Raw genomic sequence first — 24491 nt, forward strand, 5'->3', positions numbered from 1 at the left:
AACCGAGAAAGGAGAGACGTCATGCCCACCATTCAGACCAACAATCCGACAATCACGCAAATCACGGTCGTTGAGTCCGAGCCGGAAAAACAGGCTGAGGCTTTGTCATTGATGGCAGAGCGCGCGCGTTTCATGGCGCGCCAGCCGGGCTTTGTCTCCATTAGCCTGCATCGCAGCCTCGATGGACGGCGCATTGTCAACTACGTGCAATGGCAAAACCGCGAGCTCCTGCAGCAGGCTCACCAATCGCCCGATTTTCGCAAGGCCTGGGGGAAATTCGACGATTTGACCGACCAAATTGATCCACACCTTTACGAAGTTGCCGAGGTCTTGGACGCTGTTCGCTGAGCATCTCGTGATGCGCTAACTCGAAGGCGAGAAATAGTGCGCACAAGATCGCGCCGCCGGCTCTGCCGAGATCGGCCAGAGTTGCTCGATGCTCTTCCGATCAGCACCTGCGGCAAGCTAGGCCATGGCGCGGCTGCCCGCAGACAGCATTCGGGGGCACCTTTTGCGAGGTACGGCGTTACTGTTGAGGGCATTTTGGAGGAATAGTCATGCCAGAGCGACGAACAGTGGAGAAGGCCCGGAAGGACAAGCGCGCGGGCAAATCAACCACCACTCAGGCGGGCGAATTTGTGCACGAGGAGATCCGCAAGGTTCGCCGCGGCGAACATGGCGCGAGATCGCCGCAGCAGGCCATTGCCATTGGCCTATCCAAAGCGAGGCGCGCAGGCGTTGCTCTTCGCCCGCCACGGAAAGGCAAGGCCAAGGCGAGCACCCGCAAAAGCGCCGAATACGCCTATGAGGCGGGCCAGGGCAAGCGAAAGCCCCGACGACGGCCGCGCGTCTCGCGCGCCGTGTCACGGGTCCTTAAACGCGAACCGCGCAGCACGACGTCGCGCGCTGCGCTCTCAAAGCAAACGCAGCGTGCCGCCTCGCGCCGCACCGCCTCTGCTCGTTCTGCCTCAGCCAAGAAAGCCGTAAAGACAAAAGGCGCCTCTGGCCGCTCTGCCGCCGCCAAGAAAGCGGCGCGAACCAGAGCGCGTCGCCGACGATAGCGCGAGCTGGTCGATCGTTATTCCGGACCTGGTTCTGTCCGGGAACCTCGTGCGACGACTTCTTGGTGAAGGGAGATGGCAGGAGCAGGATTGATGCGGTCCCGGGTGTTGATGCTCGTAGAGCGCGCTCTTGCCCACGACAGGCAGGGTGGACATCGGGGGCAGTCGTCTACTGCTCTACTCCTGGCCAATTGGGCAATTGCCTTGACGATCGGCGATCACCCTCGCCTGCCAGTTCGCCAGTCGCCTGAAAATTAATCTGTTGCCGTTCCCCGAAATCGGCTTTGTTTCGCTTTGGTGCAAACTGCTAAGGAAACCAGGACATGAACGGACTTGGCGGCCTCAACAAATCGCCTGATGGCGTCGTCATCGGGCTCGTCCAATTGCAATTGCCTGTTGTGGTCACCAAGACAGACCTAGCGCGACAGACCGAACGCATCGTGTACATGATTGGCAAGGCGCGGCGCAATCTGGGCACCATGGATCTGGTGGTGTTTCCTGAGTATTCCCTGCACGGCCTGTCGATGGACACCAATCCGGAAATCATGTGCCGTCTCGACGGCCCCGAAGTGGCGGCGTTCCGGAAGGGTTGCGTCGACAACAAGATCTGGGGCTGCTTCTCCATCATGGAGTTTAATCCCGACGGCAACCCTTACAATTCGGGGCTTATCATCGACGATCACGGGGAGATCAAGCTGTACTATCGAAAACTCCATCCGTGGATTCCGGTTGAGCCATGGGAGCCCGGCGATATCGGCATCCCCGTGATCGAGGGACCGAAGGGTGCGAAGATCGCGCTGATCATCTGTCACGATGGCATGTTCCCGGAGATGGCGCGTGAGTGCGCTTACAAGGGCGCGGAGATAATGATCCGCACAGCCGGATACACCGCGCCTATACGCGAAAGCTGGCGCTTCACCAATCAGGCCAATGCTTTCCAAAATCTGATGGTCACGGCCAATGTCTGCATGTGCGGATCGGATGGCTCATTCGATTCCATGGGCGAAGGCATGATCGTGAATTTCGACGGCAGCATCATTGCCCACGGCACGACAGGACGTGCCGACGAGATCATCACCGCCGAGGTCCGTCCTGATCTCGTGCGCGAAGCACGGATTCACTGGGGCGTCGAAAACAACATCTATCAACTCTGGCACCGCGGTTACGTTGCAGTGAAGGGCGGCGCGATGGATTGTCCCTATACCTTCATGCAGGACATGGTGGCCGGCACATTCCGCTTGCCGTGGGAAGACCAGGTCAAGGTGACCGACGGCACATCGTGCGGCTTTCCAATGCCCACTCGGCTGTTCGGGCCGAAGAACGCCAAGGCAGCCGAGTGACTCAAGCCTGCATTGCGCCTGAGCTCGCTCGCACGAAAGAAGGATCCCGGCACCGGCGTTCAAACGATCAGACCGGCATTCTCTCCGAGCCAAGTTGCGGGCGATCCAGCCGCCGATTTCCTTCAAGCCAGGCTTAAGAATTGCTTAACTCTCTTGCATACAACAGGAGAATGTCGATTATTTATTAGGCAGTCGCTGCGCTGCACAAGTTTTCGACCAGTATTCGAGTTTCAAATACCCGATATAATTCAATATTTTATGCACGCATGATTACGAGAAATGCCCTGGCACGAAGATTGCGACATGGAGCGGTGAGCTTCGCCGCATCGGCGCGGCTGCGAATTCAGCGGCGGCATGCCCCCGCCAAAGGAGCGACCCATGGATTTTGCAAAGATTTCTCGGCGGCATCTCCTGCGGGGAAGCGCCGCACTGACGCTCGGATCAGTCCTCGGCGTACGTTCCGCCGCAGCGGCCGACACCACTATCGGCTTCATCTATGTCGGTTCTCGTGACGACTATGGCTACAACCAGGCTCATGCCCAGGGCGCCGCGGCCCTGAAGAAAATGCGCGGCCTCAAGGTCGTTGAAGAAGAGAAAGTGCCGGAAACCGACGCCGTCGAAAAGACTATCGAGTCGATGATCAATCTCGATGGCGCGTCGCTGCTGTTCCCGACTTCGTTCGGTTACTACAACCCGCACGTGATCAAGATGGCGAACAAGTTTCCAAAACTGCGCTTCGAACATTGCGGCGGGCTGTGGAGCGACAAAGACCCTAAAAACGCCGGCAGCTATTTTGGCTATATCGACGAAGCCCAGTACATCTCGGGCATTGTCGCCGGCTATTCGACCAAGAGCGGCAAACTCGGCTTCGTCGCCGCAAAACCGATCCCGCAGGTGCTTCGCAATATCAACGCTTTCACGCTAGGCGCCAAGCTCGCCAACCCGAAGGCGACCACACAGGTGATCTTCACCGGCGACTGGTCGATGCCGGTCAAGGAAGCCGAAGCCACCAACAGCCTGATTGACCAGGGCGTCGATGTTCTTACCTGCCATGTCGACGGCCCGAAGACGATGGTCGAGAATGCGGCGCGCCGCGGCGCGATGGTCTGCGGCTATCACGTCAACCAGTCGCCGCTGGCGCCGAAGGCCTACCTCACCGGCGCGGAGTGGAACTGGGAGGCGCTGTATCCGAAGTTCGTCAAGATGATCGCCGCCGGCGAAGCGATTCCGAATTTCTATCGCGGCGGCCTGAAGGAAGAGATCGTGAAATGCTCGCCCTATGGCGAGGCGGTCTCTGCGGAAGCACGCAAACACGCCGACGACATCAAGGCCAAGCTGATTGCGGGCGGCTACACCATCTTCAAGGGCCCGATCATGGATAACAAGGGCAAGACCGTGATCACCGCCGGCACCGATCGCGGGCAGAAGGATCCGGAACTTGAGAAGATGGACTATCTGGTCGAAGGCGTGACCGGAGCGACTTCGTGACAACTGAGGCTGCGGATCCGGTCGAGGCGGTCGCAGTCTCTCCTGCCGCCGACCCCGGTTTTCTCCAACGCTACGGCACCACCATCGAATACATTCTGATCCCGGGCGCGGCGCTGGTCGGCGCGCTCGCCGTGTTCGGCATATTCGTGGCCCTCTTCGGCAAGAACCCGCTCGATCTGTATTTCTACATGTATCAGGGCGCGTTCGGCACCTGGTTCTCCTGGCAGAACACCTTGACGCGCGCGGCACCTTTGATCCTGACGGCGCTGTGCACGGCCTTGCCCGCGCAGCTTGGCATGGTCATCATCGGCGGCGAAGGCGCGCTGCTGATCGGCGCCTTGTCCGCGACCTCGATCGCTCTGGCCATACCGTGGGCACCGCCGCTGGTGGTACAAATTGCAATGGTTTGCGCTGGCGTCGTGGGCGGCGGGCTCTGGATCACGCTTGCGGGCGCGCTCCGGCAATACCGCGGTGTCAACGAGACGATCTCGAGCCTGCTTCTGGTCTATATCGGACTCGCGATCCTCAATCATCTGGTCGAGGGCGTGATGCGCGATCCGTCCAGTCTCAATAAGCCCTCGACCCGCGAGATCGGCGCCGCCAACATGATCGGCAGCATTCCTGGCACCGACGTGCATTGGGGGCTGGTGTTCGGCGTAGTCGCCGCCTTTGCGTCCTATATCCTGATCTATCACACCGTGTTCGGCTTCGCTGCGCGCGTGGCCGGCGGCAACATCCGCGCAGCAAAGATCGTCGGACTCGGCGTCGGCAAATTGATCCTGATGATCTGTTTTCTCGCGGGCGGCGCGGCCGGCCTTGCCGGCATGATCGAGGTCGCCGCGGTGCAAGGCCGCACCAACGCCAATCTCGCGGCCGGCTATGGTTTTACCGGCATCCTCGTCGCCTTCCTGGCGCGGCAGAATCCGCTGGCCATCATTCCCGTGGCGATCCTGCTCGGCGGCATCAGTGCCAGCGGCGGCCTGCTGCAGCGCCGGCTCGGATTGCCCGACGCATCTGTCCTGGTGCTGCAGGGCATCATCTTTGTGTTCGTGCTCGCCAGCGATGCGCTGTACGGACGCATCGCCTTCCTGAAAGGAAAATCCTGACATGGCGGATGGAACGATCGGACTCTGGACTGTCCCGCTCGCTGTGTTCGGCGGCGCCGTCCGCGTCTCGACGCCGTTCCTGTTCGTCAGCCTGGGCGAATGCATCACCGAGCGCTCAGGGCGCATCAATCTCGGCCTCGAAGGTACGCTGATCATGGGCGCGATGAGCGCCTATGGCATCTCCTATCTCTCGGGTTCGCCCTGGCTTGGCGTGCTGGCGGCCGGCATCACAGGCGCGCTGCTCGGCGCGCTCCATGCCGGCATTTGCTCGCTGCCGCGGGTGAACGACATTGCCGTAGGTATCGCGCTGATGCTTTTCGGCACCGGGCTTGCGTTCTATCTCGGCAAACCGTTGATCGAGCCGACCGCGGCGCGCCTGCCGGCGATTGATTTCGGCTGGTGGAGCGACGTTCCCCAGGTGCGGGCGGCGCTCCGGATCAATGTGCTGTTCCTGATCGGGGTGGCAATCGCGCCGATTTTGTTTTGGGCGTTTCGAACCACGCGGTGGGGCCTGTTGATCCGCACCGCCGGTGAAAGCTCGGATGCCGCGCGCGCGATGGGTTATTCCGTGCTGTGGATTCGGCTCCGCGCCACCATGGCCGGCGGCTTTCTCGCCGGCATCGGCGGTTCGTTTCTGTCCTTGTTCTATCCCGGTAGCTGGAACGAGGGTCTTTCCAGCGGACAGGGCATCACCGCGGTGGCGCTGGTGATCTTCGCGCGCTGGAACCCGATGCTGTGCCTGTGGGCGTCGCTCGCCTTTGGCGGAGCGGCGGCACTGGGACCGGCGCTGCAATCGGTCGGCGTCACCTCCGGCTATCATCTGTTCAATGCCGCGCCCTATATCCTGACGCTGGCGATCATGATCATCACCTGTTCGCCGAAGCGCACACTGACCGGCGCGCCGGCCGAATTATCGATCACCCGATGACATCTGCGTATGAGCGAGAACGAGCCATGGCCGAGCGCTACATCAAATCCGAACCCTATGCATGGCCCTATAATGGCGATCTGCGCCAGGAGAATACCGCACTGATCATTATCGACATGCAGACCGACTTTTGCGGCGTCGGCGGCTATGTCGACAAGATGGGCTATGATCTCTCGCTGACACGGGCCCCGATCGAACCGATCAAGCGGCTGCTGGCGGTAATGCGGAGGCAAGGTTTTCACATCATCCATACCCGCGAAGGACATCGGCCTGATCTCACCGACCTGCCAGCCAACAAGCAGTGGCGCTCTCGGCAGATCGGCGCGGGGATCGGCGACCCTGGCCCGTGCGGCCGCGTGCTGGTTCGGGGCGAGCCTGGTTGGGAGATCATTCCCGACCTGGCGCCGCTGCGGGGCGAGCCGGTCATCGACAAGCCCGGCAAGGGATCGTTCTGCGCCACCGATCTGGAGCTGATGCTACGGCTGCGCGGTATCCAGAACATCGTGCTGACCGGGATCACCACCGACGTCTGCGTTCACACCACCATGCGAGAGGCGAACGATCGCGGCTTCGAATGCGTGCTGATCGAGGATTGCTGCGCCGCCACCGACAAGAGCAACCACGACCACGCGCTGAAGATGATCAAGATGCAGGGCGGCGTGTTCGGCGCGGTCGCGACCTCGACGGTGCTGATCAGAGCGCTGTCATGATCATCGGCGAAACACCGCTGCCCAGCGGCGCGCTTGGGGTAGACGTTGTCGCCATGACCATGCGGTTCGGCGGCTTTACCGCGCTCGATAACGTCGAACTCAAGGTGCGGCCGGGCTCGTTCCATGCGTTGCTCGGCGAGAACGGCGCCGGGAAGAGCACGCTGGTGAAATGCATCATGGGCTATTACCGCGCGACCCAAGGCGGCGTGCTGGTCGGTGGCCGCGAACAGGCGATCGCCAATCCGAAGGAAGCACATGCGCTCGGGCTCGGCATGGTCTACCAGCACTTCACGCTGGTGCCCGCAATGACGGTCGCCGAAAACCTGGTGTTGGCGCGCGACGACGTGCCGGCCGTGGTGGATTGGACGAAGGAGAAGAAGCTGCTCGCGGCGTTCCTGTCGCGGATGCCGTTCAAGGTGCCGCTGGATGCCAAAGTCTCCGACATTTCCGCCGGCGAGCGGCAGAAATGCGAGATACTCAAACAGCTCTACCTGAAGCGGCGCTTTCTCATTCTCGACGAGCCTACCTCCGTACTGACGCCGGGCGAGGCCGACGAGGTGCTGGGCATGCTGCGTGCCATGGTCGTGGCGGGCGACCTCACCATCCTGATGATCACGCACAAATTCCGCGAGGTGATGGCGTTTGCCGACGATGTGACGATCCTGCGCCGAGGCAAACTGGCCGGCCACGGCCGCGTCGCGGATCTCACGCCTGACGATATGGCCCGCACCATGATCGGAGCGGAGCAGTTGACGGTCCAGCCGCCACGGGTTGGCGAGGTCGGCGAACCGAGGCTTGAGCTGACCAAGCTCACCGCGCTCGACGATGCCGGTGCCATCGCCGTCCATGGCGTATCGCTCGCCGTGCGCGGAGGCGAAATCGTCGGGATCGCCGGCGTCTCCGGCAACGGCCAACGGCAACTGGTCGAAGTACTGGCCGGCCAACGCGAAGCCGAAAGCGGCGAGATCCACATCCGCGGCGACCTCTATTCGGCGAGCCGCAAGGAGATGCGCCGGCACAAGATGTCGCTGCTCCCCGAGGAGCCGCTGAAGAACGCCTGCGTCGGCGGTATGAGCGTCGCCGACAACATCGCGTTCCGCGAATTCGATCGGGCGCCCTTCGCCAGCGGCGGTTGGTGGCTCAACCGGTCGGCGTTCCGGAAAGATGCCGAGCGCAAGATCGGGCTCTACAAGATCAAGACCCGCACGCCGGACACCCCGATTTCGGCGCTGTCGGGCGGCAACGTGCAGCGCGCGGTGCTCGCGCGAGAACTGGGCGGCGAAGTCGAGGTGCTGATCGCCGCCAATCCCTGCTTCGGGCTCGATTTCGCAGCGGTCGCGCAGATCCACGCCGAGATCATGGCTGCGCGCAACCGTGGCGCCGCGGTATTGCTGGTCAGCGAGGATCTCGACGAACTCCTCGAATTGTCCGATCGCCTCGTCGTGATGTTTCACGGGCAGCTCGTTCATGAAGCGCGCGCCAGCGAGGCCAACCTCACCGAGATCGGCCGGCACATGGCAGGGCACTGATGGCCAATGTTCCAGTCGACCAGCCGGCGCGCGACACGCATTTCCTGCGCCGCTCGTTCGATGTCGCCCGCCGCGCCGCAGCCCACGGCAACCATCCCTTTGGCGCTGTTCTCGTCGACCGGGATGGCAATTTGCTGCTGGAAGCCGAGAACGGCTACATGCCCTCCCATGACGGCACTGCGCATGCCGAGCGGCTGCTCGCGACGCAGGCCTGCACCGCGCTCGATCCGAGCACTCTGCGCAGCGCAACGCTCTACTCGTCCGCCGAGCCCTGTGCGATGTGCGCAGGCGCGATCTACTGGGCCGGCATCGGCCGCCTGGTCTATGGCCTGAGCGAACATCGACTGCGGGATCTCACCGGCAACCATCCGGAAAATCTGACCCTCAACCTGCCCTGCCGCGATGTGTTCGCCAGCGGGCAACGCGCGACCGAGGTGGTTGGCCCGCTGCTTGAGGACGAGGCCGCGGCGGTTCACGCCGGGGTCTGGAACAAGTAGCCTCCGGCCGGAGGTCCCACAGCTCGCGGCACGGGAACAAAAACTGCTCGATTTCACGTCGGGGCTGACTAGGCAGTTTCGAATTGGTCTGGACCGTTACAAATCTGCAACAACGGCCAGGCGCTTTCGCTCGATCTGGACAACGCGCTGCGATCCGAAATGCTTCATAAATCCAAGCAATCAAGCAGCAGGAAGGCGCTTTGCTTGCCAAAGAGTTGAGCAAGGCTTGGCGCTTTTTCTCCACTTACGCGCGCGCCGAAACTGGCCCAATATTGAGGCACCATTCCCTGGGACGCGTGATCACGAATGCTGGATTCGACGCCTGCCGAGCCGCCCACCGGTGCCGCGCCGCTGCTCCGGACGGTTGGCCTGACCAAGCGCTATGGCAGCTTCCTCGCCAATGAGGCGATCGATATCGATGTCTGGCCGACGCAGATACACGCGCTGCTCGGCGAAAACGGCGCGGGAAAATCGACGCTCGTCAAAGCCATTTACGGATTGATCCAGCCGAGCGAAGGCGAAATGCACTGGCAGGGCGAGAAGATGGTTCTCTCCGGACCGTCGCAAGCACGCAGCCGCGGCATCGGCATGGTGTTCCAGCACTTCTCGCTGTTCGACAATCTTACGGTGGCGGAAAACGTTGCGCTCGGGCTCGACGGCAAGGAATCCTTCAAGGACATGTCGGCGCGCCTTGAGCAAGTATCCCGCGTTTACGGGCTTCCGCTCGATCCCAAACGCGAGGTCTGGCAACTATCCGTCGGCGAACGCCAGCGCATCGAGATCGTGCGCACGCTGATGCAAAATCCGAAGTTCCTGATCCTCGATGAACCGACCGCGGTGCTAACGCCGCAGGAGGCTGACCAACTCTTCGTCGTGCTCAATCGTCTCAAGGCCGAGGGCCGCGCGATCCTCTACATCAGCCATAAGCTCGAAGAGGTGAAGCGGCTCTGCGACACCGCCACCATCCTGCGCGGCGGCAGGAAGGTCTCGACCTGCAACCCCAAAGCGGAGACCGCGGCTTCGCTCGCGCGGATGATGGTCGGCGGCGAGATCAAGGAAGTGAGGGCGCCCGCCAACCGGAGAACCACAATACCTCGGCTTGTCGTCAACGACCTCAGCCTCGAGCCGGACGATCCGCACAGTGTGCGGCTTCGGAACATCTCCTTCGAGCTCAAGGGTGGCGAAATCCTGGGCATCGCAGGTGTCGCCGGCAACGGTCAGGATGAGCTTTTTGCCGCTTTGTCGGGAGAGCGGCTGGCACAAGATCCCAGCACAATCGTCATAGATGGGCATGCCGCAGGGCATCTTTCGATCACGCAGCGGCGCAAACTTGGAGCGGCATTCGTTCCCGAGGAGCGGCTTGGTCACGGCACTGTGCCGCGCATGAAGCTTTCGGAGAACGCGCTGCTGACCGGCCACGCCGCGAGCGGCATGGTTCTGCACGGCTTCGTCAATACCGCCGTGACGCTGAAGACTGTCGACCGCGCCACCGAAACCTTCGACGTGCGCAAGGCCAAGCGCGATCCGGAAGCCGCCAGCCTCTCCGGCGGCAATCTGCAGAAATTCATTGTCGGCCGCGAAATCCTGCGCAACCCGATGGTCCTCGTCGTGAGCCAGCCGACCTGGGGCGTCGACGCGGGCGCCGCCGCCGTGATCCGGCAGGCCCTGCTGGATCTCGCCGCCGGCGGCGCCGCGCTGCTGGTGACAAGCCAGGACCTCGATGAACTCGCTGAAATCACCGACCGCATCGCCGTGATGTTCCATGGCCATCTGTCGGAGCCGTTGCCGACCGCCGACGCGAGCCGCGAGAAACTAGGCCTGCTGATGGGGGGAAGCACTCTGGGGCAGAAGGAAGCGGCGCATGCAGCTGGTGCTTGAAAAGCGCGCCGAGCGATCGAATACGATCGCGCTGATTTCGCCGCTGATCGCGATCGGCCTGACGCTCGTGACCATGAGCATCCTGTTTGCTATCCTCGGCAAAAACCCGATTTCCGCGCTCGGCGTCTACTTCATCGATCCCCTGACCGACAGCTATTCGCTGCAGGAGATCGCAGTGAAGGCCACGCCGCTGGTGATGATCGCGATCGGCCTCTCGCTCTGCTACCTCGCCAACGCCTGGAACATCGGCGCCGAAGGACAATTCCTGGTCGGTGCCGTCGCCGGAAGCTGGCTTGCGGTGAAGACGCAGGGCACCGACGCCGGCCCGTGGGTATTGCCGGCGATGATGCTGCTGGCTGCGATCGGCGGCGCGCTGTATGCCCTGATACCGGCGATCTGCAAGGTCAGGTTCGGCGCCAGCGAAATCCTCACCAGCCTGATGCTGGTCTATGTCGCCGACCTCCTACTCGACTACCTCGTGCGCGGTCCGTGGCGCGACCCGAAAGGCTTCAACTTTCCGACCACTGCCGAGTTCGATCCGGTCGCCGCCGTGCCGGCGCTGATCGAGGGCGGCCGGCTGCATCTTGGCGGCGTCATTGCGCTTGTCGTGGTCGCGGCGGTCGCGGTGCTGCTCGGCAAGACCATCAAGGGGTTTGAAATCCGCGTCGTCGGCGCCGCCCCGCGCGCCGCACGCTTCGGTGGTTTCAACTCCAACCAGTTAATCCTGCTGACCTTCGCGATTTCGGGCGCGCTCGCAGGCCTCGCCGGGATCATCGAAGTCGCAGGCCCCGTCGGACATCTGCAGCCCGGGATCTCGCCCGGCTACGGTTTCACCGCGATCATCGTCGCGTTCCTGGGGCGGCTGAACCCGGTTGGAATATTAATTGCAGGACTTTTCCTGGCGCTCACCTTCATCGGCGGCGAGCAGGCGCAGATCGCAATGAAAATTCCGTTGGACGTCACCAAGGTCTTCCAGGGCATTCTGCTATTCTACGTACTCGCCTGCGATTCCCTTATCCTCTATCGGTTCAAGCTCGTTTTCGCATCGCCAAAGGTGTCCAGTGGGGCTCATTGAGGCCATCATCCTTGCGGTGCTTGCGGCTTCCACGCCGCTGCTGCTGGCTGCGACCGGCGAACTCGTGACCGAACGCTCCGGCGTGCTCAACCTCGGCGTCGAAGGCATGATGATCGTCGGCGCGGCCTGCGGCTTCGGCGGCGCCTGGCTCTCCGGCTCGGTTATAATCGGCGCGCTGTGCGGCATCGTCGCCGGCGTCTTGATGTCGCTGATCTTCGCGCTGATGACGCTGGGACTTGCGGTCAACCAGGTGGCCACCGGCCTCGCGCTGACCATTCTCGGAATCGGCCTTTCCGGCCTGATCGGCTCCCGCTTCGTCGGCGAAAAGATTTCGCTGGCGCCGCATCTTTATATTCCCGGCCTAACCGATATCCCGCTGATCGGGCGTATTTTGTTCGGCGAGGACGCCTTCGTATACCTCTCGCTGGCACTGGTCGCCGGCGTCTGGTTCTTCCTTTACAAGACGCGGGCCGGCCTGATCCTGCGGGCCGCAGGCGACAATCACGCTTCCGCGCACGCGCTCGGTTATTCCGTGCTCAGGATCCGGATGTTCGCGGTGATGTTCGGAGGCGCTTGCGCAGGCCTCGCCGGCGCCTATCTGCCGCTCGCCTACACACCGTTCTTCATTCCCGGCATGACGGCCGGGCGCGGATGGATCGCGCTGGCACTGGTCGTGTTCGCGTCTTGGCTGCCGGGACGCCTCGTGATCGGCGCCTATCTGTTCGGCGCGGTGACGATCCTGCAGCTTCATGCGCAGGGCTGGGGCGTCGGCATTCCATCGCAACTCATGTCGGCATTGCCCTATCTCGCGACCGTCATTGTCCTTGTCCTGATTTCACGTGCACGAACCGGCGGCTCGACCGCGCCTGCGGCGCTCGGGACCGTCTTCGTGCCCGACCGGTAGACGTGCCCGGAGCGCGCGCGACGGGGCGCGGCGCATCGGGAGAGACCGCCCACCCGTCAGTAAAACGGAGAATTCCATGAAAAAGATTCTCATCGCGGCGACTGCAGCGATGCTCGTTACCGGAGCAGGCCTGTTCGGCGCTTCCGCCGCCGACAAACTCAAGGTTGGATTCATCTATATCGGACCGGTCGGCGATCTCGGCTGGACCTACCAGCACGACCTTGGACGCCTCGCCATGCTCAAGGAATTAGGCGACAGGGTCGAAACCACATTTCTGGAGAATGTCAGCGAGGGCCCGGACTCCGAACGCTCGATCGAGCAACTGGCACGCGCCGGTAACAAGCTGATCTTCACCACGTCGTTCGGCTACATGGAGCCGACGCTGAAGGTCGCCAAGAAATATCCGAACGTGCATTTCGAGCACGCCACCGGCTACAAGCGCGACAAGAATATGTCGACCTATTCGGGGCGGTTCTATGAGGGCCGTTATATCCAGGGCATCATCGCCGCCAAGATGTCGAAGTCAGGCGTGCTCGGCTATATCGCCTCGTTCCCGATTCCCGAAGTGATCTCCGGCATCAACGCCACCATGCTCGGTGCACAGACGATCAACCCGAACATCAAGGTCAAAATTATCTGGGCCAACACCTGGTTCGATCCCGGCAAGGAGGCCGACGCCGCCAAGGCGCTGATCGACCAGGGCGCCGACATCATCATGCAGCACACCGATAGCCCTGCCGCGATGCAGGTCGCCGCCGAGCGCGGCAAGCTGGCGTTCGGCCAGGACTCTGAAATGATCAAGTTCGGACCGAAGGCGCAGCTCACCTCGACCATGAACAATTGGGGCCCCTATTATATCGAGCGCGTCAAGGCCGAGCTGAACGGCACCTGGAAGTCGGAGGATTTCTGGGGCGGCCTGAAGAGCAAGATCGTCGTCATGGCGCCCTACACCAACATGCCCGACGACGTGAAGAAGCTCGCGATGGAGACCGAAGCCGCGATCACCGAAGGCAAGCTGCAGCCGTTCAAGTGCCCGATCGTCGGCCAGGACGGCAAGGAAGTCGAATGCAAGGGCGGTACCCATCTCGATGATGGCCAGGTGCTCGGCATGAATTTTTACGTGAAGGGCATCGACGAGAAGATTCCCGGGAAGTAGGGGGCGGGAGAGCTTCACCTCTCCCCGCTCTTTGCGGGGAGAGGTCGGATCGCCCTTGCGATCCGGGTGAGGGGCGAGGCACATCGCTCGCAATTTTAGCGCTTTCAGAAGACAGCATCGCAAGACAATTCACATCGAACTTGGGGAGAGAGCCCCTCACCCCAGCCCTCTCCCCGCAAGTGCGGGGCGAGGGAGTAGACCAACTCACCCCTCGCGCATCGCCCGCGCGGCGGCGCTGTGACGGCGGATCAGGTCGGGTAAATCGAGATCGGGGATCGCGCCGTCCTTCACCATCCAGTTGCCGCCAACCATCACCCGATCGGCACGATGCGCACCGCATAGCACCAGCGCGGCCAAGGGGTCGCCGTGGCCGGAAAAACGCAGTTCGTCGAGCTTGAACAGCGCGAGGTCGGCAGCCTTCCCGACCGCAATTTCGCCGAGCTCGGGCCGTCCGATGCAGGCCGCCGAGCCCTTGGTGGCCCAGCGCAGCGCGTCCTTGTGGCTGACTCGGCCGACACCGTAGCGCGCTCGTTGCAGCAGGAAAGCAGCGCGGACTTCCTGCATCAGGTTGGATTCATCATTCGACGCTGAGCCATCGACGCCGAGCCCGATCGAAACCCCCGCCTCCTCCATCTCGCAGACCGGGCAGCAACCCGACGCCAGGATCTGGTTGCTGCATGCGCAATGGCTGATGGCAGTCCCGGCCTTTCCGAGCCGTCCCATCTCATCTGGGTTGAAGTAGATGCCGTGCGCCAGCCAGGCTCGTGCATTGAGCCACCCGCATTGCTCGAGATAATCGAGCGGGCGGCAGCCATGCATCTGCTCGCAGAACTTGTTCTCGTCCTCGGTCTCGGCCAGATGCGTATGCAGGCGGACGTCGAGCTTGTCAGCAAGTGTGGCGGTCGCGCGCATCAGCGAGGTCGTCACCGAAAACGGCGAGCACGGCGCCAGCGCGATCTGCGTCATCGCATCCTCGCCGCGCTGGTGATATTTTGCCACCACGCGTTCGCTATCGGCCAAAATCGTATCCTCGTCCTGCACCACGCTGTCGGGCGGCAGCCCGCCGTCCTTCTGCGGGCGGTTCATCGAGCCGCGCGTCAGCAGCACGCGGATACCGAGCCGCTGCGCGGCGGCGACCTCGATGTCGAGGGCTTCCTCGAGCCCCGCCGGAAACACATAATGGTGATCGGTCGTGGTCGTACAGCCTGACAGCAGCAATTCCGACATCGCTACGCTGACACCCAAGTGGAGAGATTCCGGCGTCAGCCGCGCCCAGACCGGATAGAGTGCCTGTAACCATGGAAACAGCTCGCGGTCCAGCGCCGCCGGAAGTGCCCGCGTCAGCGTCTGGTAGAAATGATGGTGTGTATTGATCAACCCCGGCAGCACGACATGGGCACCGGCGTCGTAGGCGACGGCGTTTGCCGTCACCGGCTCCCGGCCCCGCGGCACCAGTTCGACGATCTTGCCGCCGCGGACCACGAGACCGCGCTCGGCGCCGTCAGCGAGAATGGAAAGGGGATCCCTGATCCAGATCGCCTGCGTTTGGTCCATGATCCCACCTGATTTGCGAAAGCGTGGTTGCGAACGGCATCCTCTTGCAAGGACCGTCCCCGAATCGCAATTTGGCGCTGGACTTGCAAGACTTCATAGTCGGAGATGCATCTACTTGAAAGCGTTGGCGTATCCATGGACCTGAACACCGTTGCTGCGGTTGCCCATCCCACGACGCGGGATCAATTGCCCGTTTGGACGGCAGGCGATGCTTGGCTCGCGGGCGGGACCTGGCTGTTCTCGGAACCGCAGGCCCACCTGAGGCGGCTGATCGATCTTACTGACCTGAAATGGCCGGCGCTGACCATCAGTGAGACCGGGCTATCAATCGCGGCGACCTGCACGGTGGCGCAGCTCGATGCGCTGGCCTGTCCGCCGGAATGGATCGCCTCCCCGCTGATCAGTCAGTGCTGCCGCGCATTTCTCGCCTCCTTCAAGATCTGGAAGACGGCCACCGTCGGTGGCAACATCTGCATGTCGCTGCCGGCGGGGCCGATGATCTCTCTCACCTCGGCGCTCGACGGTGTCTGCACGATCTGGCAGGCCGATGGCGGTGAGCGGAACATTCCCGTCGCCGATTTCGTCACCGGCGATCAGCGTAACGTGCTCGCGCCGGGCGACCTATTGCGGCAAGTCGAGATCCCGCTCGCTGCCCTGAGGCGGCGTTCGGCGTTCCGCCAGGTTTCGCTGACCCCGGTCGGCCGCTCTGCGGCGCTGCTGATCGGCAGCGTAACCAGCGACGGCGGATTGGCGCTGACGATTACGGCATCGACCAAGAGGCCTGTTCGATTGTCCTTTGCGGGAATCCCAAACAGCAAAGAATTGCGCGAAACGATTTTGCAGCGCATCGCCGACGACCTCTATCACAGCGACGTTCACGGCAAGCCAATATGGCGCAAGCATATGACGCTGCGGCTCGCGGAAGAAATCCGCGTCGAATTGCAGGGCACGGCATACGCATGACTTTCCAGATCAACGGCAGGGAATTTTCCAAAGCGCCGCGACCCGGCCAATGCCTGCGCACGTTCCTGCGCGAACTCGGCCATTTCGGCGTCAAGAAGGGGTGCGACGCCGGCGACTGCGGCGCCTGCACCGTGCTGATCGACGGCGAGCCGGTGCATAGTTGTCTGATCCCGGCCTTCCGCGCCGACGGTCACGCCGTGACGACCATCGAAGGCTTTGCGCCCGATGGCGGCACCCATCCAATGCAACAGGCGTTTCTGGATGCGCAGGGGTTTCAATGCGGCTTCTGCACGTCAGGCATGATCCTGACCTGCGCATCGCTGAACCAGGCGCAACGGCACGACCTCGGCGCCGCGCTGAAAGGCAATATCTGTCGTTGCACCGGCTATCGTGCGATCGAGGATGCGCTGAACGGCAAGAGCAACATCGAAGACGCCGCCGCAGGCACCGCATTCGGCCGCAGCCTTCCTGCCCCCGCCGGACCGCAGGTAGTACGCGGCGCAGCGCGCTATACGTTCGATGTCGCGCCTGAAGGTATGCTGCACATCAAGATGCTGCGCTCGCCGCATCCGCACGCAAAAATCATCTCGATCGACAAGCGCGCCTCGCTCGGCGTCCCCGGCGTGCACACGATACTGACGTTTGAAGACGCGCCCGACCGCCTGTTCTCGACCGCGCGGCACGAGTGGGACTGGATGGACGCGGACGACACCCGTGTGCTCGACAATGTCGTCCGCTTTATCGGACAGAAGGTCGCCGCCGTGGTGGCCGAGACCGAAGCCGCCGCTGAGGAAGGCTGCCGGCAACTCGACGTCGCATACGAAATCCTGCCGGCCGTGGTCGATCCCACAGCCGCCATCGCGCCGGGCGCCCCTGCGATTCATGGCGACAAGACGCTGGCAAACCGCGTCGCTGACGCAGGCCGCAATATCGTGGCGGAAACCCACGGCGAATTTGGCGATGTCGCGAGCGCACTGGCACAGGCCGCCGCCACCTATGAAGGTGCTTTCACGACCCAGCGGGTCCAGCATGCGGCGCTGGAAACCCATGGCGGCCTTGCCTGGGTCGATGCCGATGGAATTCTCAATGTCCGCTCCAGCACGCAGGTGCCATTCCTCATTCGGCGTACGCTGGCCGACCTCTTCCATCTGCCGCTGGACAAGGTGCGGGTATTCTGTGAGCGCGTCGGCGGCGGATTCGGCGGCAAGCAGGAAATGTTCGTCGAGGACATGCTTGCGCTCGCAGCGCTCAAGACCGGCCGCCCGGTAAAATTCGAACTGACGCGGGAAGAACAATTCATCTCGACCTCGACGCGGCATCCGATGCAGGTCACCGTCAAAGCAGGCGCCGACAAGGACGGCAAGCTCACGGCGCTGCAGCTCGACGTCCTCTCGAACACCGGGGCCTACGGCAACCACGCCGGCCCGGTGCTGCTCCATTCTGTCGGCGAATGCATCGGCGTCTATAACTGTCCGAACAAGAAGGTCGACGGCATCGCCGCCTATACCAACACCGTGCCCGCCGGGGCGTTTCGCGGCTACGGCCTGCCGCAGACCCTGATCGCCGTCGAAGCCGCGATCGACGAACTGGCGAAGCAGCTCGGCATCAGCCCGTTCGAGATGCGCCGCCGCAATGTCGTCAAACCCGGTGATCCCATGCTGTCGCCGCCAGGATCCGAATATCATGACGTGCTCTATGGCAGCTATGGCCTCGATCAATGCCTCGATCTGGTCGAGCGCGCGATGGCCGCCGAAGCGCCGATGCCTTCGCTCCCAGCGGACTGGTTGACCGGGGACGGCATCGCGCTGACCATGATCGACACGGTGCCGCCAGCAGGCCATTTCGCCGATTGCAGCATTTCACTGCGCGAGGATGGCGGCTTCGACCTCACTGTCGGCACCGCCGAATTCGGCAATGGTACCAGCACCGTGCATCGCCAGATCGCCGCGTCCGCGCTGGCGACGACCGTCGATCGCATCCGTCTTTTGCAATCCGACACCGCGCATGGCGGCCACGACACCGGCGCCTATGGCAGCGCCGGGACCTTCGTCGCCGGGCGTGCGACGCAGGCCGCGGCCGAGGCGCTGGCCGGCCAACTGAAGCAATTCGCGGCGTCATTGCTGGGCGAAAACCCGGACGCTTGCACCCTCGACAACCATGGCACGGTCTGTGCCGGACGCCGCACCTCTTTTGCTTTGCTCGCCGCTTCTGCGCACTCGCTGAATAAGGTCCTCAGTGCGAGCGGCAATTCGTCAGGCACACCGCGCTCCGTCGCCTTCAATGTACAGGGCTTTCGCGTCGCCGTGAACAAATACACCGGCGAACTCAAGATCCTGAAAAGCGTGCAGGCCGCCGATGCCGGCCGTGTCGCCAATCCGATGCAGTGCCGTGGCCAGGTCGAGGGCGGGGTCGCTCAATCGCTGGGCGCGGCGCTCTATGAGGAAATGGTGATCGACGACAACGGTCGGGTCATTAATCCCAAATTCCGCGACTATCATCTGCCATCCTTTGCCGACATTCCCCGCACGGAAGTGTTCTTTGCCGACACGTCGGACGCGCTGGGGCCGATGGGCGCCAAATCGATGAGCGAAAGCCCGTACAACCCGGTCGCCGCTGCGCTTGGTAACGCCATTGCCAACGCCACCGGCATCCGCTTTACGGCGACTCCGTTCAAGCCGGACCGGCTATGGCCGCTGTTGCATGAGAAGTTTGGGCCTGGATGAAGCGGAGCCCGCTATGCGTAGCTACCGAGCCCGCCCAGCGAGGTGACCGACGGCGCAAGCGGGACTATCCGATTGAGTCCCGCCCCGTTCGATCGCTAGCTAGCCGCCGCACTTTGGCAGAAGATTGGACACATCTCCAACCAGTTCAGGCATGACCTGCTCCGCCGTACGCTTGCCCGTCACCAGGCTCTCTATACGATGCTTGATCACCTCAATAATTTTCAGCGAATTATCACCTGGAAAAGATGCCCATTCCGTCAGCAGCGGCAATTGCTGGATACTGGTCAGGTGGTTGGGGCTCCTTGCATAGAAAGCACCGAGCAGGTCCGGCGTCTTCACGGCGATCTCGTTGCCGGGCATATAGCCGGTGGAATTGACCATCGCGGTCTGGCCGACCGGGCCGGTGGCGAACTTTACGTATTTCCAGGCGGCCTTCTGGCGTTCGGCGTCCTTTGCGAAAACCATAGCGACGTTTCCGCCTGCGGGAAGGCGCCCGTCGGCTGCGGCAAGCGGGAAGGCGACGGTTTTGAACTGGAACCGACCGCCGATCTGCCGCTCGGCCGCGGCCACATAGGATGTGGAATCCGCGAGTATCGCGATGTTGCCGGCGACGAATGATTGCCGGGCCTGACCGAGCCCAAGATTCGGCATGCCCGATTTGCCGAAAGCTTCGAGCGTCTTCAGCGCCCACATGCCGTTTGCGTCGTCGAAGGCGATGCTGCACCCGTCGGCTTTGAGAATACGGCCGCCTTTGCTCGTCACCAGCGACTGGAATAACCAGTTGCCGGTTTGCTCCCACTGATAATAGAAGCCCGTAGCGGCAGTGCCCGCTTTCGCCTCGATGGTCTTGCCCAGAGCCAAAAGCTCCGGCCAGGTCTTTGGAAGCGCCGACACATCGGTGCCGGCCTTTGCGACCAGATCAGCATTCACGTAGAGCACAGGCGTCGAGGTGGCGAACGGCAGGCCGTAGAGCTTGCCTTTGTATTTTCCGAGTTCCGCAAGCGTCGGGTAATAGCCAAGTTCGGCAAGCCCACCATCTGCTGCTGCGAATCCGTCCAGCGGGGCGCCTAATCCCCGATCCACGAACAGGCCAATCTGATTGATTCCGTTGAAAGCCACATCCGGCAGGCGACCGGTGATCTGGTCACGCAGGATCTGCTGCGCGGCCTCCTCGTAGCTCGCCACGGGATTGCGGAACTTCACCTTGATGTCGGGGTGCGCCTCGGTGAAACGCCTGGCCAATTCCTGATGCAGCGCATTGAAGGTACCGGGTGTGGTGTAGAGCACGTCGAGCGTAACCTCCGCCCGTGCAGAGGTCGCGCCAATTGCCACGAGGGCAGCGGCTCCAGCGAGCACCGGCCCTAGCCGGGTTACGATTTGATCAAGCATGGACGGTCTCCATTTTTGGATTACTTCATGGTCGTTACGGCGAGGCCGTCGATAAACCGGCGCTGCGCGATCAGGAATGCAACGAGGAGTGGGGCTACGATAATCACGGCGCCGGCCATCAGCGGTCCGAGGAACTGCCCGGCTTCATCGTCACGAAAGAGCAGGATGCCGAGCGCGGGCGTGGAAATCTCCGCGCTGCGCACCGCGATGAGCGGCCAGAACAAGTCGTTCCAGTGGGCTACAATCGAGAAAATGCCAAAGGCGGCCAGCGCCGGCGTGGTCATGGGGATCATGATGCGCCAGATGATCTCGAACTCGCCGAGCCCGTCGAGGCGGGCTGCGTGAATGATCTCGTCGGGTATGGACCGAAAGAATTGCCGCAGCAGGAAAATGCCGAAAGTAGAGATCACCCACGGCAGGATCAGCGCGGCATAGGTGTCCAGGAGCCCAAACACGTTCAACAGGACGAAATGCGGAATGGCGAGAGCTTGAGGCGGCAGCAGCAGGCCGACCAGCACGGCGGAGAACAAGGTGTCCCTGCCGCGAAACCGCAGCTTCGCAAGTGCATAGGCACAGGGAATGCAGACCAGGAGCTGCAGCGCGAAGATCGCCGTGCACACCAGCAACCCGTTTAGCAGGAAGCGGAACATCGGCGCCGCAGTTAGCGCGACGCGGTAGTTCTCGACCCCATGAAAGGCCGTCGGCCAAAGGTGGAAATCGGCCTGGAATATCTCTTCCGGCGGTTTGAGCGACAGGCTCACCATCCAGACGAACGGCAGCAGCGCAAAGGCGGCGGTGAGAATCAGAATTGCATGCCGAGCAATCCGGCCAGCGAACCGCCGGTATGGAAAGCGGGCGATCATGAATAATGGACCCGCCGTTCGAGGAGCCGCGCCTGTGTCAGCGTAAGCAGCACAATGATTGCGAGATAGATCACGGTGAGCGCTGCGCCATATCCCATACGCAGGAAATCGAAGCTCTCGGTGTAGAGCCGATGCAGCAGCACCTCGGACGCATAGTTCGGCCCGCCCTGGGTCAGGACGCGAACGCTGTCGAATACCTCGAAGGACCTCTTGGCCGTCAGGATGACGACGAACATGGTGACCGGTCCCAGCATGGGCAGCGTCACGAAACGCAACCGGTCCAGAACGCCATCGGCGCCGTCGATGGCGGCGGCGTCGTAGAGCTGCTGCGGGACGGCCTTCAGGCCGGATACGAACAGCACCATGGCAAAACCGAGGCCCTGCCATATGCCGATCAAGGCCAGAGCGAGCAGCGCCGTACGCTCGTCGCGAAGCCAGTTCACCCCCGAAATCCCCACCGCGCCCAGGCCGCGGTTCACGAGGCCGATCGTAGGATGCAGCATGGTGCCCCAGACGATCGCCATGGCCGACATTGTGGACATCACAGGAAGGAAGTGCGCGGCTCTGTAGAAGCCACGCAGGCCCGGACTGGCCTCGATGAGCAGAGCCACGACGAGACCCAGCAGCACCGTGCCCGGCACGACGATGGCCGCATAAACCAGCGTATTGGTCAATGCCTTCCAGAAGGTCGGGTCCGTGAACAGGGCTCTGAAGTTCGCAACACCGATGAAATGAAAAGTAAATGATCCGAGCTGCCAGTCCGTCAGGGAGAAAAGCACCACCGCCGCAGCCGGACCGAACAGAAGGCCGACCAGCAGCAGCAAGGCCGGTGATACGGCGAGCCAGCCAACCCCATGCTCTCCCGATCTCTTCGCGAAGCTTGCTTTCGCATCGACCCTGCGTTGGCGATCCTGGTCGGGAGTTTTCACGCTGCGGCCTCTACCTGCTCGGCCTGGCGCAGGCGCATGCCCGCGCCGTCAAATTGCAGCAAGCTCGCTGGGTCGATCTGAAGACCGACCGGACGGCCCGGTTCCGAACGCGATATGTCGGGATGCGTGCGCACCACGACGGCGCCGCATCCGTCTGCAAGCGCCACGTTCAGGAAGATATCAGAGCCAAGATTCTCGACGCTAGTGACGACGCCATTGAGTCTTCTATCCCCAGACGCGGCTATCCCGACGGCCTCTGGACGAAACGCGAGGTGCGTCGTGTTGCCATCGATGCCTGGAGGAAGCGACGCACCCAAAGATATCCAATGGTCGCAAGAAACCACGTTGATCTTTGGGCTGCCGATCATCTCGGCGACCCGCAAGTCCTGCGGGTCCCGATAAAGCTGCTCCGGTTGGCCGACCTGAAGCAATTCGCCGGCCGTCATCACGGCGACGCGATCGGACATCGTCATCGCTTCTGCCTGATCGTGGGTCACGTAGACGAAGGTGACGCCCAGGCGGCGATGCAGCGCGGTGATTTCTGCGCGCATCTGCACCCGCAACTTGGCGTCAAGGTTGGACAGCGGCTCGTCCATCAGGAACACGGCGGGATGCCGCACCATCGCGCGGCCCAGCGCGACACGCTGGCGCTGGCCGCCGGAAAGCTGGCCCGGCTTGCGATGCAGCAGATGGGCGATGTCGAGCATGGAAGCTGCCTGCTCGACCTCGGCGCGGATCACCTTTTCAATGCCGCCGCGTCCCGGCACGGCACGGCCTACAAATGGCAGCCGCTGGGCGAAGCTCAGGCGCCGCGTTCGCAGCGGAAGGGCAACGTTGTCGAACACGCTAAGATGGGGATAGAGCGCGTACGACTGGAATACCATGGCGACGTCGCGCTCCTTGGGACGCTTGTCGTCCACGCAGCGGCCGGCCACCATGACCTCACCGCTATCCTGCGCCTCCAGCCCGGCGATGATCCGCAGCAAGGTCGATTTCCCGCATCCGGAGGGACCCACCAAGGTAAGAAATTCCCCATCGCGAATGCTCAGCGACACGCCTTTCACAACAGCGGTTTCGCCGTAGCTCTTCTCGATGCGGCGCAGTTCGATCTCAGCCATCGCGACCTCCCCGAACAGCCTGCAGCGGGCGCCCATCCATTCCGGAGGCGGGAAGCCCGAGATGCGTGAGAATGGTTGGCGCGATGTCGGTGATGCAGGAGGGCTCCTGCCTTGCCACGCCATGGATGAAGTGCGCACCTCTGATCATTAGAAAGGGCGCCTGCTCGCCTGCACCGAGGCCACCGTGCTGGCCGCTGCCAAGGATATCTGCCTTGTTACCGGCACGCTCCGCGACGAGGCTGGTGCCAGCGACGCCGTAGGCATTGGGCTCATCGCTCGCGCGCATCGAGACCGCAAAAGCGAGGCCGTGATCCGGGCCCTGCCCGACCGACGCCAGCGCACTGCCGTCGAGGACGGTTTCCGCCCATTCCCGATTGGCGAGGAAGTCGCCGACCAACGGCGTGCGCGCGACAAAATCCGGATGGACGTAGAGCAGCGCGGAGGTGCCGTTCGAGGCGACGACCACATCGGTCGATTCAAGGCTCTCCTTCAATCCGGCGGTGACCAGTTCTTCGTCGATGTCGATGACGCCGGTGACCGTCTGATGGCCGTGATCTGATCCTATCAGAAGGAGAACATCGTCCTTGTCGGCGAGCGTGGCCACCGCGTCCATGACGCGCCCGGCATTGCGGTCCGCCTCTTGCAACACCGCAAGATGACCGGGCGATCCCATGGGTAAGGCGTGCTGCGTGGCGTCCGGCTCGCCGAGCCAAAGCACCGCAAGCGCAGGCGGATCGGACGGAGGCAACACTGCTTCGCGGATGAAGCGTTCGGTCATTGCCTGGTCGCCTTCTACATCCAGCGTGACGCGAAGCTGCTCGTCTTCCGGTAGCGGGACGCGGGCGCGGCCGAATGATCCGGCGCGATGATAGACCCGCCCAAATCCATCCGGATCGTGCGCATAGGCCGCTCCTGGCGAAACGTTGCTGAAGATGATGGCACCACCGCTGTCCGTTAAGCGCTCGGCCAAAGTTGGCACGGCCAGCGCGCGGCCGGTGACGCGCCGCTTGTGCTGGAGGAAGTCGGGGCGACCCGCGTCGTGCCGAACGAGACGCCCGTTTTCCATTAGCGCCATGGTGTTGCCCTGCAAGCCGTGGCGCGCGGGATAGCAACCGGTCGCCAGGCTCGCCGAAACCACCCGCGTGCAGGACGGAAACACCGTGCGATGGGCGGCGAACTGCTCGGAACGCTCGGCGAAGGCGGCAAGACGGGGCGTGGCCTGCGGCGTCACGAGATCGCGGCGCAGACCATCGAGGATGACGAGGATAGCACGAGGCATA

At 62.7% G+C, this 24491-nt stretch carries 20 protein-coding genes; 14 read left to right on the forward strand and 6 right to left on the reverse strand.

Annotated features, from left to right (window positions below; genetic code table 11):
- Positions 1 to 21: 21 nt before the first annotated feature.
- The 12 genes from CP49_RS19370 to CP49_RS19430 all read left to right on the forward strand — a co-directional run bounded on the left by CP49_RS19370 (position 22) and on the right by CP49_RS19430 (position 13672).
- Positions 22 to 348, forward strand: coding sequence for an antibiotic biosynthesis monooxygenase family protein (locus CP49_RS19370; protein ID WP_057851785.1), 327 nt, complete (start codon positions 22 to 24; stop codon positions 346 to 348).
- A 1036-nt stretch (positions 349 to 1384) separates the two neighbouring features.
- Entirely contained in the window at positions 1385 to 2401 is a 1017-nt protein-coding gene (locus CP49_RS19380) for a formamidase (protein ID WP_057851787.1), read from the forward strand.
- Positions 2402 to 2779: 378 nt separating this feature from the next.
- Positions 2780 to 3889 carry a BMP family ABC transporter substrate-binding protein gene (locus CP49_RS19385; protein ID WP_057851788.1) on the forward strand — a complete coding sequence of 370 codons (1110 nt, stop codon included), beginning with the start codon at positions 2780 to 2782 and terminating at the stop codon, positions 3887 to 3889.
- A complete protein-coding gene (locus tag CP49_RS19390) occupies positions 3886 to 4995 on the forward strand; it encodes an ABC transporter permease (protein ID WP_057851789.1) in 1110 nt (369 codons plus the stop codon). The genes CP49_RS19385 and CP49_RS19390 overlap by 4 nt, the downstream gene beginning before the upstream one ends.
- Position 4996: 1 nt before the next feature.
- On the forward strand, positions 4997 to 5923 hold the full coding sequence (locus CP49_RS19395; protein WP_057851790.1) for an ABC transporter permease: 927 nt from the start codon (positions 4997 to 4999) through the stop codon (positions 5921 to 5923).
- Positions 5924 to 5949: 26 nt separating this feature from the next.
- Positions 5950 to 6633: a biuret amidohydrolase gene (gene biuH / locus CP49_RS19400; RefSeq protein WP_057851791.1), complete on the forward strand. Its 684-nt coding sequence runs from the start codon at positions 5950 to 5952 to the stop codon at positions 6631 to 6633.
- Positions 6630 to 8162: an ABC transporter ATP-binding protein gene (locus tag CP49_RS19405; RefSeq protein ID WP_057851792.1), complete on the forward strand. Its 1533-nt coding sequence runs from the start codon at positions 6630 to 6632 to the stop codon at positions 8160 to 8162. The genes biuH and CP49_RS19405 overlap by 4 nt, the downstream gene beginning before the upstream one ends.
- On the forward strand, positions 8162 to 8659 hold the full coding sequence (locus CP49_RS19410; protein ID WP_057851793.1) for a nucleoside deaminase: 498 nt from the start codon (positions 8162 to 8164) through the stop codon (positions 8657 to 8659). The genes CP49_RS19405 and CP49_RS19410 overlap by 1 nt, the downstream gene beginning before the upstream one ends.
- 306 nt (positions 8660 to 8965) lie before the next feature.
- On the forward strand, positions 8966 to 10537 hold the full coding sequence (locus CP49_RS19415) for an ABC transporter ATP-binding protein (RefSeq protein ID WP_057851794.1): 1572 nt from the start codon (positions 8966 to 8968) through the stop codon (positions 10535 to 10537).
- Positions 10521 to 11612 carry an ABC transporter permease gene (locus tag CP49_RS19420; RefSeq protein ID WP_057851795.1) on the forward strand — a complete coding sequence of 364 codons (1092 nt, stop codon included), beginning with the start codon at positions 10521 to 10523 and terminating at the stop codon, positions 11610 to 11612. Before CP49_RS19415 ends, CP49_RS19420 begins: the two co-directional genes overlap by 17 nt.
- Positions 11599 to 12516, forward strand: a complete 918-nt coding sequence (locus CP49_RS19425; RefSeq protein WP_057851796.1) for an ABC transporter permease — start codon at positions 11599 to 11601, stop codon at positions 12514 to 12516. The genes CP49_RS19420 and CP49_RS19425 overlap by 14 nt, the downstream gene beginning before the upstream one ends.
- Positions 12517 to 12592: 76 nt before the next feature.
- Positions 12593 to 13672 carry a BMP family ABC transporter substrate-binding protein gene (locus tag CP49_RS19430; RefSeq protein WP_057851797.1) on the forward strand — a complete coding sequence of 360 codons (1080 nt, stop codon included), beginning with the start codon at positions 12593 to 12595 and terminating at the stop codon, positions 13670 to 13672.
- Between the two features lie 204 nt (positions 13673 to 13876).
- On the opposite strand, the gene CP49_RS19435 is transcribed toward CP49_RS19430, so the two are convergent.
- The gene (locus CP49_RS19435; RefSeq protein ID WP_057851798.1) at positions 13877 to 15226 is read right to left on the reverse strand and encodes an 8-oxoguanine deaminase; all 1350 of its coding nucleotides are present in this window, start codon (positions 15224 to 15226) and stop codon (positions 13877 to 13879) included.
- A gap of 135 nt (positions 15227 to 15361) precedes the next feature.
- Between CP49_RS19435 and CP49_RS19440 the strand changes: the two genes are divergently transcribed.
- Positions 15362 to 16189, forward strand: coding sequence for an FAD binding domain-containing protein (locus CP49_RS19440; protein ID WP_057851799.1), 828 nt, complete (start codon positions 15362 to 15364; stop codon positions 16187 to 16189).
- Entirely contained in the window at positions 16186 to 18912 is a 2727-nt protein-coding gene (locus CP49_RS19445; protein ID WP_057851800.1) for a molybdopterin-dependent oxidoreductase, read from the forward strand. The genes CP49_RS19440 and CP49_RS19445 overlap by 4 nt, the downstream gene beginning before the upstream one ends.
- A gap of 99 nt (positions 18913 to 19011) precedes the next feature.
- Here CP49_RS19445 and CP49_RS19450 read toward each other — a convergent pair whose 3' ends face one another.
- From CP49_RS19450 to CP49_RS19470, 5 genes are all read right to left on the reverse strand, one after another.
- Positions 19012 to 20301 (reverse strand): ABC transporter substrate-binding protein, encoded by a 1290-nt coding sequence (locus tag CP49_RS19450; protein WP_057851801.1) that lies wholly within the window; start codon positions 20299 to 20301, stop codon positions 19012 to 19014.
- A 20-nt stretch (positions 20302 to 20321) separates the two neighbouring features.
- Positions 20322 to 21164 carry a carbohydrate ABC transporter permease gene (locus CP49_RS19455; RefSeq protein WP_057851802.1) on the reverse strand — a complete coding sequence of 281 codons (843 nt, stop codon included), beginning with the start codon at positions 21162 to 21164 and terminating at the stop codon, positions 20322 to 20324.
- On the reverse strand, positions 21161 to 21988 hold the full coding sequence (locus tag CP49_RS19460) for a carbohydrate ABC transporter permease (RefSeq protein ID WP_245310754.1): 828 nt from the start codon (positions 21986 to 21988) through the stop codon (positions 21161 to 21163). The genes CP49_RS19455 and CP49_RS19460 overlap by 4 nt, the downstream gene beginning before the upstream one ends.
- A 101-nt stretch (positions 21989 to 22089) precedes the next feature.
- Positions 22090 to 23211 (reverse strand): ABC transporter ATP-binding protein, encoded by a 1122-nt coding sequence (locus CP49_RS19465; protein WP_057851860.1) that lies wholly within the window; start codon positions 23209 to 23211, stop codon positions 22090 to 22092.
- Positions 23204 to 24490: an alkaline phosphatase family protein gene (locus CP49_RS19470; protein WP_057851804.1), complete on the reverse strand. Its 1287-nt coding sequence runs from the start codon at positions 24488 to 24490 to the stop codon at positions 23204 to 23206. The genes CP49_RS19465 and CP49_RS19470 overlap by 8 nt, the downstream gene beginning before the upstream one ends.
- Position 24491 lies beyond the last annotated feature (1 nt).

Origin of the sequence: Bradyrhizobium valentinum, assembly GCF_001440405.1 — a bacterium.
Taxonomy (GTDB): Bacteria; Pseudomonadota; Alphaproteobacteria; order Rhizobiales; family Xanthobacteraceae; genus Bradyrhizobium; species Bradyrhizobium valentinum.

What these genes read in the sequence shown, in the direction of transcription:
- CP49_RS19395 (WP_057851790.1), top strand. Translation starts at nt 4,997, where the DNA reads ATGGCGGATGGAACGATCGGACTCTGGACTGTCCCGCTCGCTGTGTTC.
- CP49_RS19455 (WP_057851802.1), bottom strand. Translation starts at nt 21,164, where the DNA reads ATGATCGCCCGCTTTCCATACCGGCGGTTCGCTGGCCGGATTGCTCGG.
- CP49_RS19420 (WP_057851795.1), top strand. Translation starts at nt 10,521, where the DNA reads ATGCAGCTGGTGCTTGAAAAGCGCGCCGAGCGATCGAATACGATCGCG.
- CP49_RS19465 (WP_057851860.1), bottom strand. Translation starts at nt 23,211, where the DNA reads ATGGCTGAGATCGAACTGCGCCGCATCGAGAAGAGCTACGGCGAAACC.
- CP49_RS19470 (WP_057851804.1), bottom strand. Translation starts at nt 24,490, where the DNA reads ATGCCTCGTGCTATCCTCGTCATCCTCGATGGTCTGCGCCGCGATCTC.
- CP49_RS19370 (WP_057851785.1), top strand. Translation starts at nt 22, where the DNA reads ATGCCCACCATTCAGACCAACAATCCGACAATCACGCAAATCACGGTC.
- CP49_RS19415 (WP_057851794.1), top strand. Translation starts at nt 8,966, where the DNA reads ATGCTGGATTCGACGCCTGCCGAGCCGCCCACCGGTGCCGCGCCGCTG.
- CP49_RS19450 (WP_057851801.1), bottom strand. Translation starts at nt 20,301, where the DNA reads ATGCTTGATCAAATCGTAACCCGGCTAGGGCCGGTGCTCGCTGGAGCC.
- CP49_RS19445 (WP_057851800.1), top strand. Translation starts at nt 16,186, where the DNA reads ATGACTTTCCAGATCAACGGCAGGGAATTTTCCAAAGCGCCGCGACCC.
- CP49_RS19405 (WP_057851792.1), top strand. Translation starts at nt 6,630, where the DNA reads ATGATCATCGGCGAAACACCGCTGCCCAGCGGCGCGCTTGGGGTAGAC.
- CP49_RS19435 (WP_057851798.1), bottom strand. Translation starts at nt 15,226, where the DNA reads ATGGACCAAACGCAGGCGATCTGGATCAGGGATCCCCTTTCCATTCTC.
- CP49_RS19380 (WP_057851787.1), top strand. Translation starts at nt 1,385, where the DNA reads ATGAACGGACTTGGCGGCCTCAACAAATCGCCTGATGGCGTCGTCATC.
- CP49_RS19385 (WP_057851788.1), top strand. Translation starts at nt 2,780, where the DNA reads ATGGATTTTGCAAAGATTTCTCGGCGGCATCTCCTGCGGGGAAGCGCC.
- biuH (WP_057851791.1), top strand. Translation starts at nt 5,950, where the DNA reads ATGGCCGAGCGCTACATCAAATCCGAACCCTATGCATGGCCCTATAAT.
- CP49_RS19440 (WP_057851799.1), top strand. Translation starts at nt 15,362, where the DNA reads ATGGACCTGAACACCGTTGCTGCGGTTGCCCATCCCACGACGCGGGAT.
- CP49_RS19430 (WP_057851797.1), top strand. Translation starts at nt 12,593, where the DNA reads ATGAAAAAGATTCTCATCGCGGCGACTGCAGCGATGCTCGTTACCGGA.
- CP49_RS19410 (WP_057851793.1), top strand. Translation starts at nt 8,162, where the DNA reads ATGGCCAATGTTCCAGTCGACCAGCCGGCGCGCGACACGCATTTCCTG.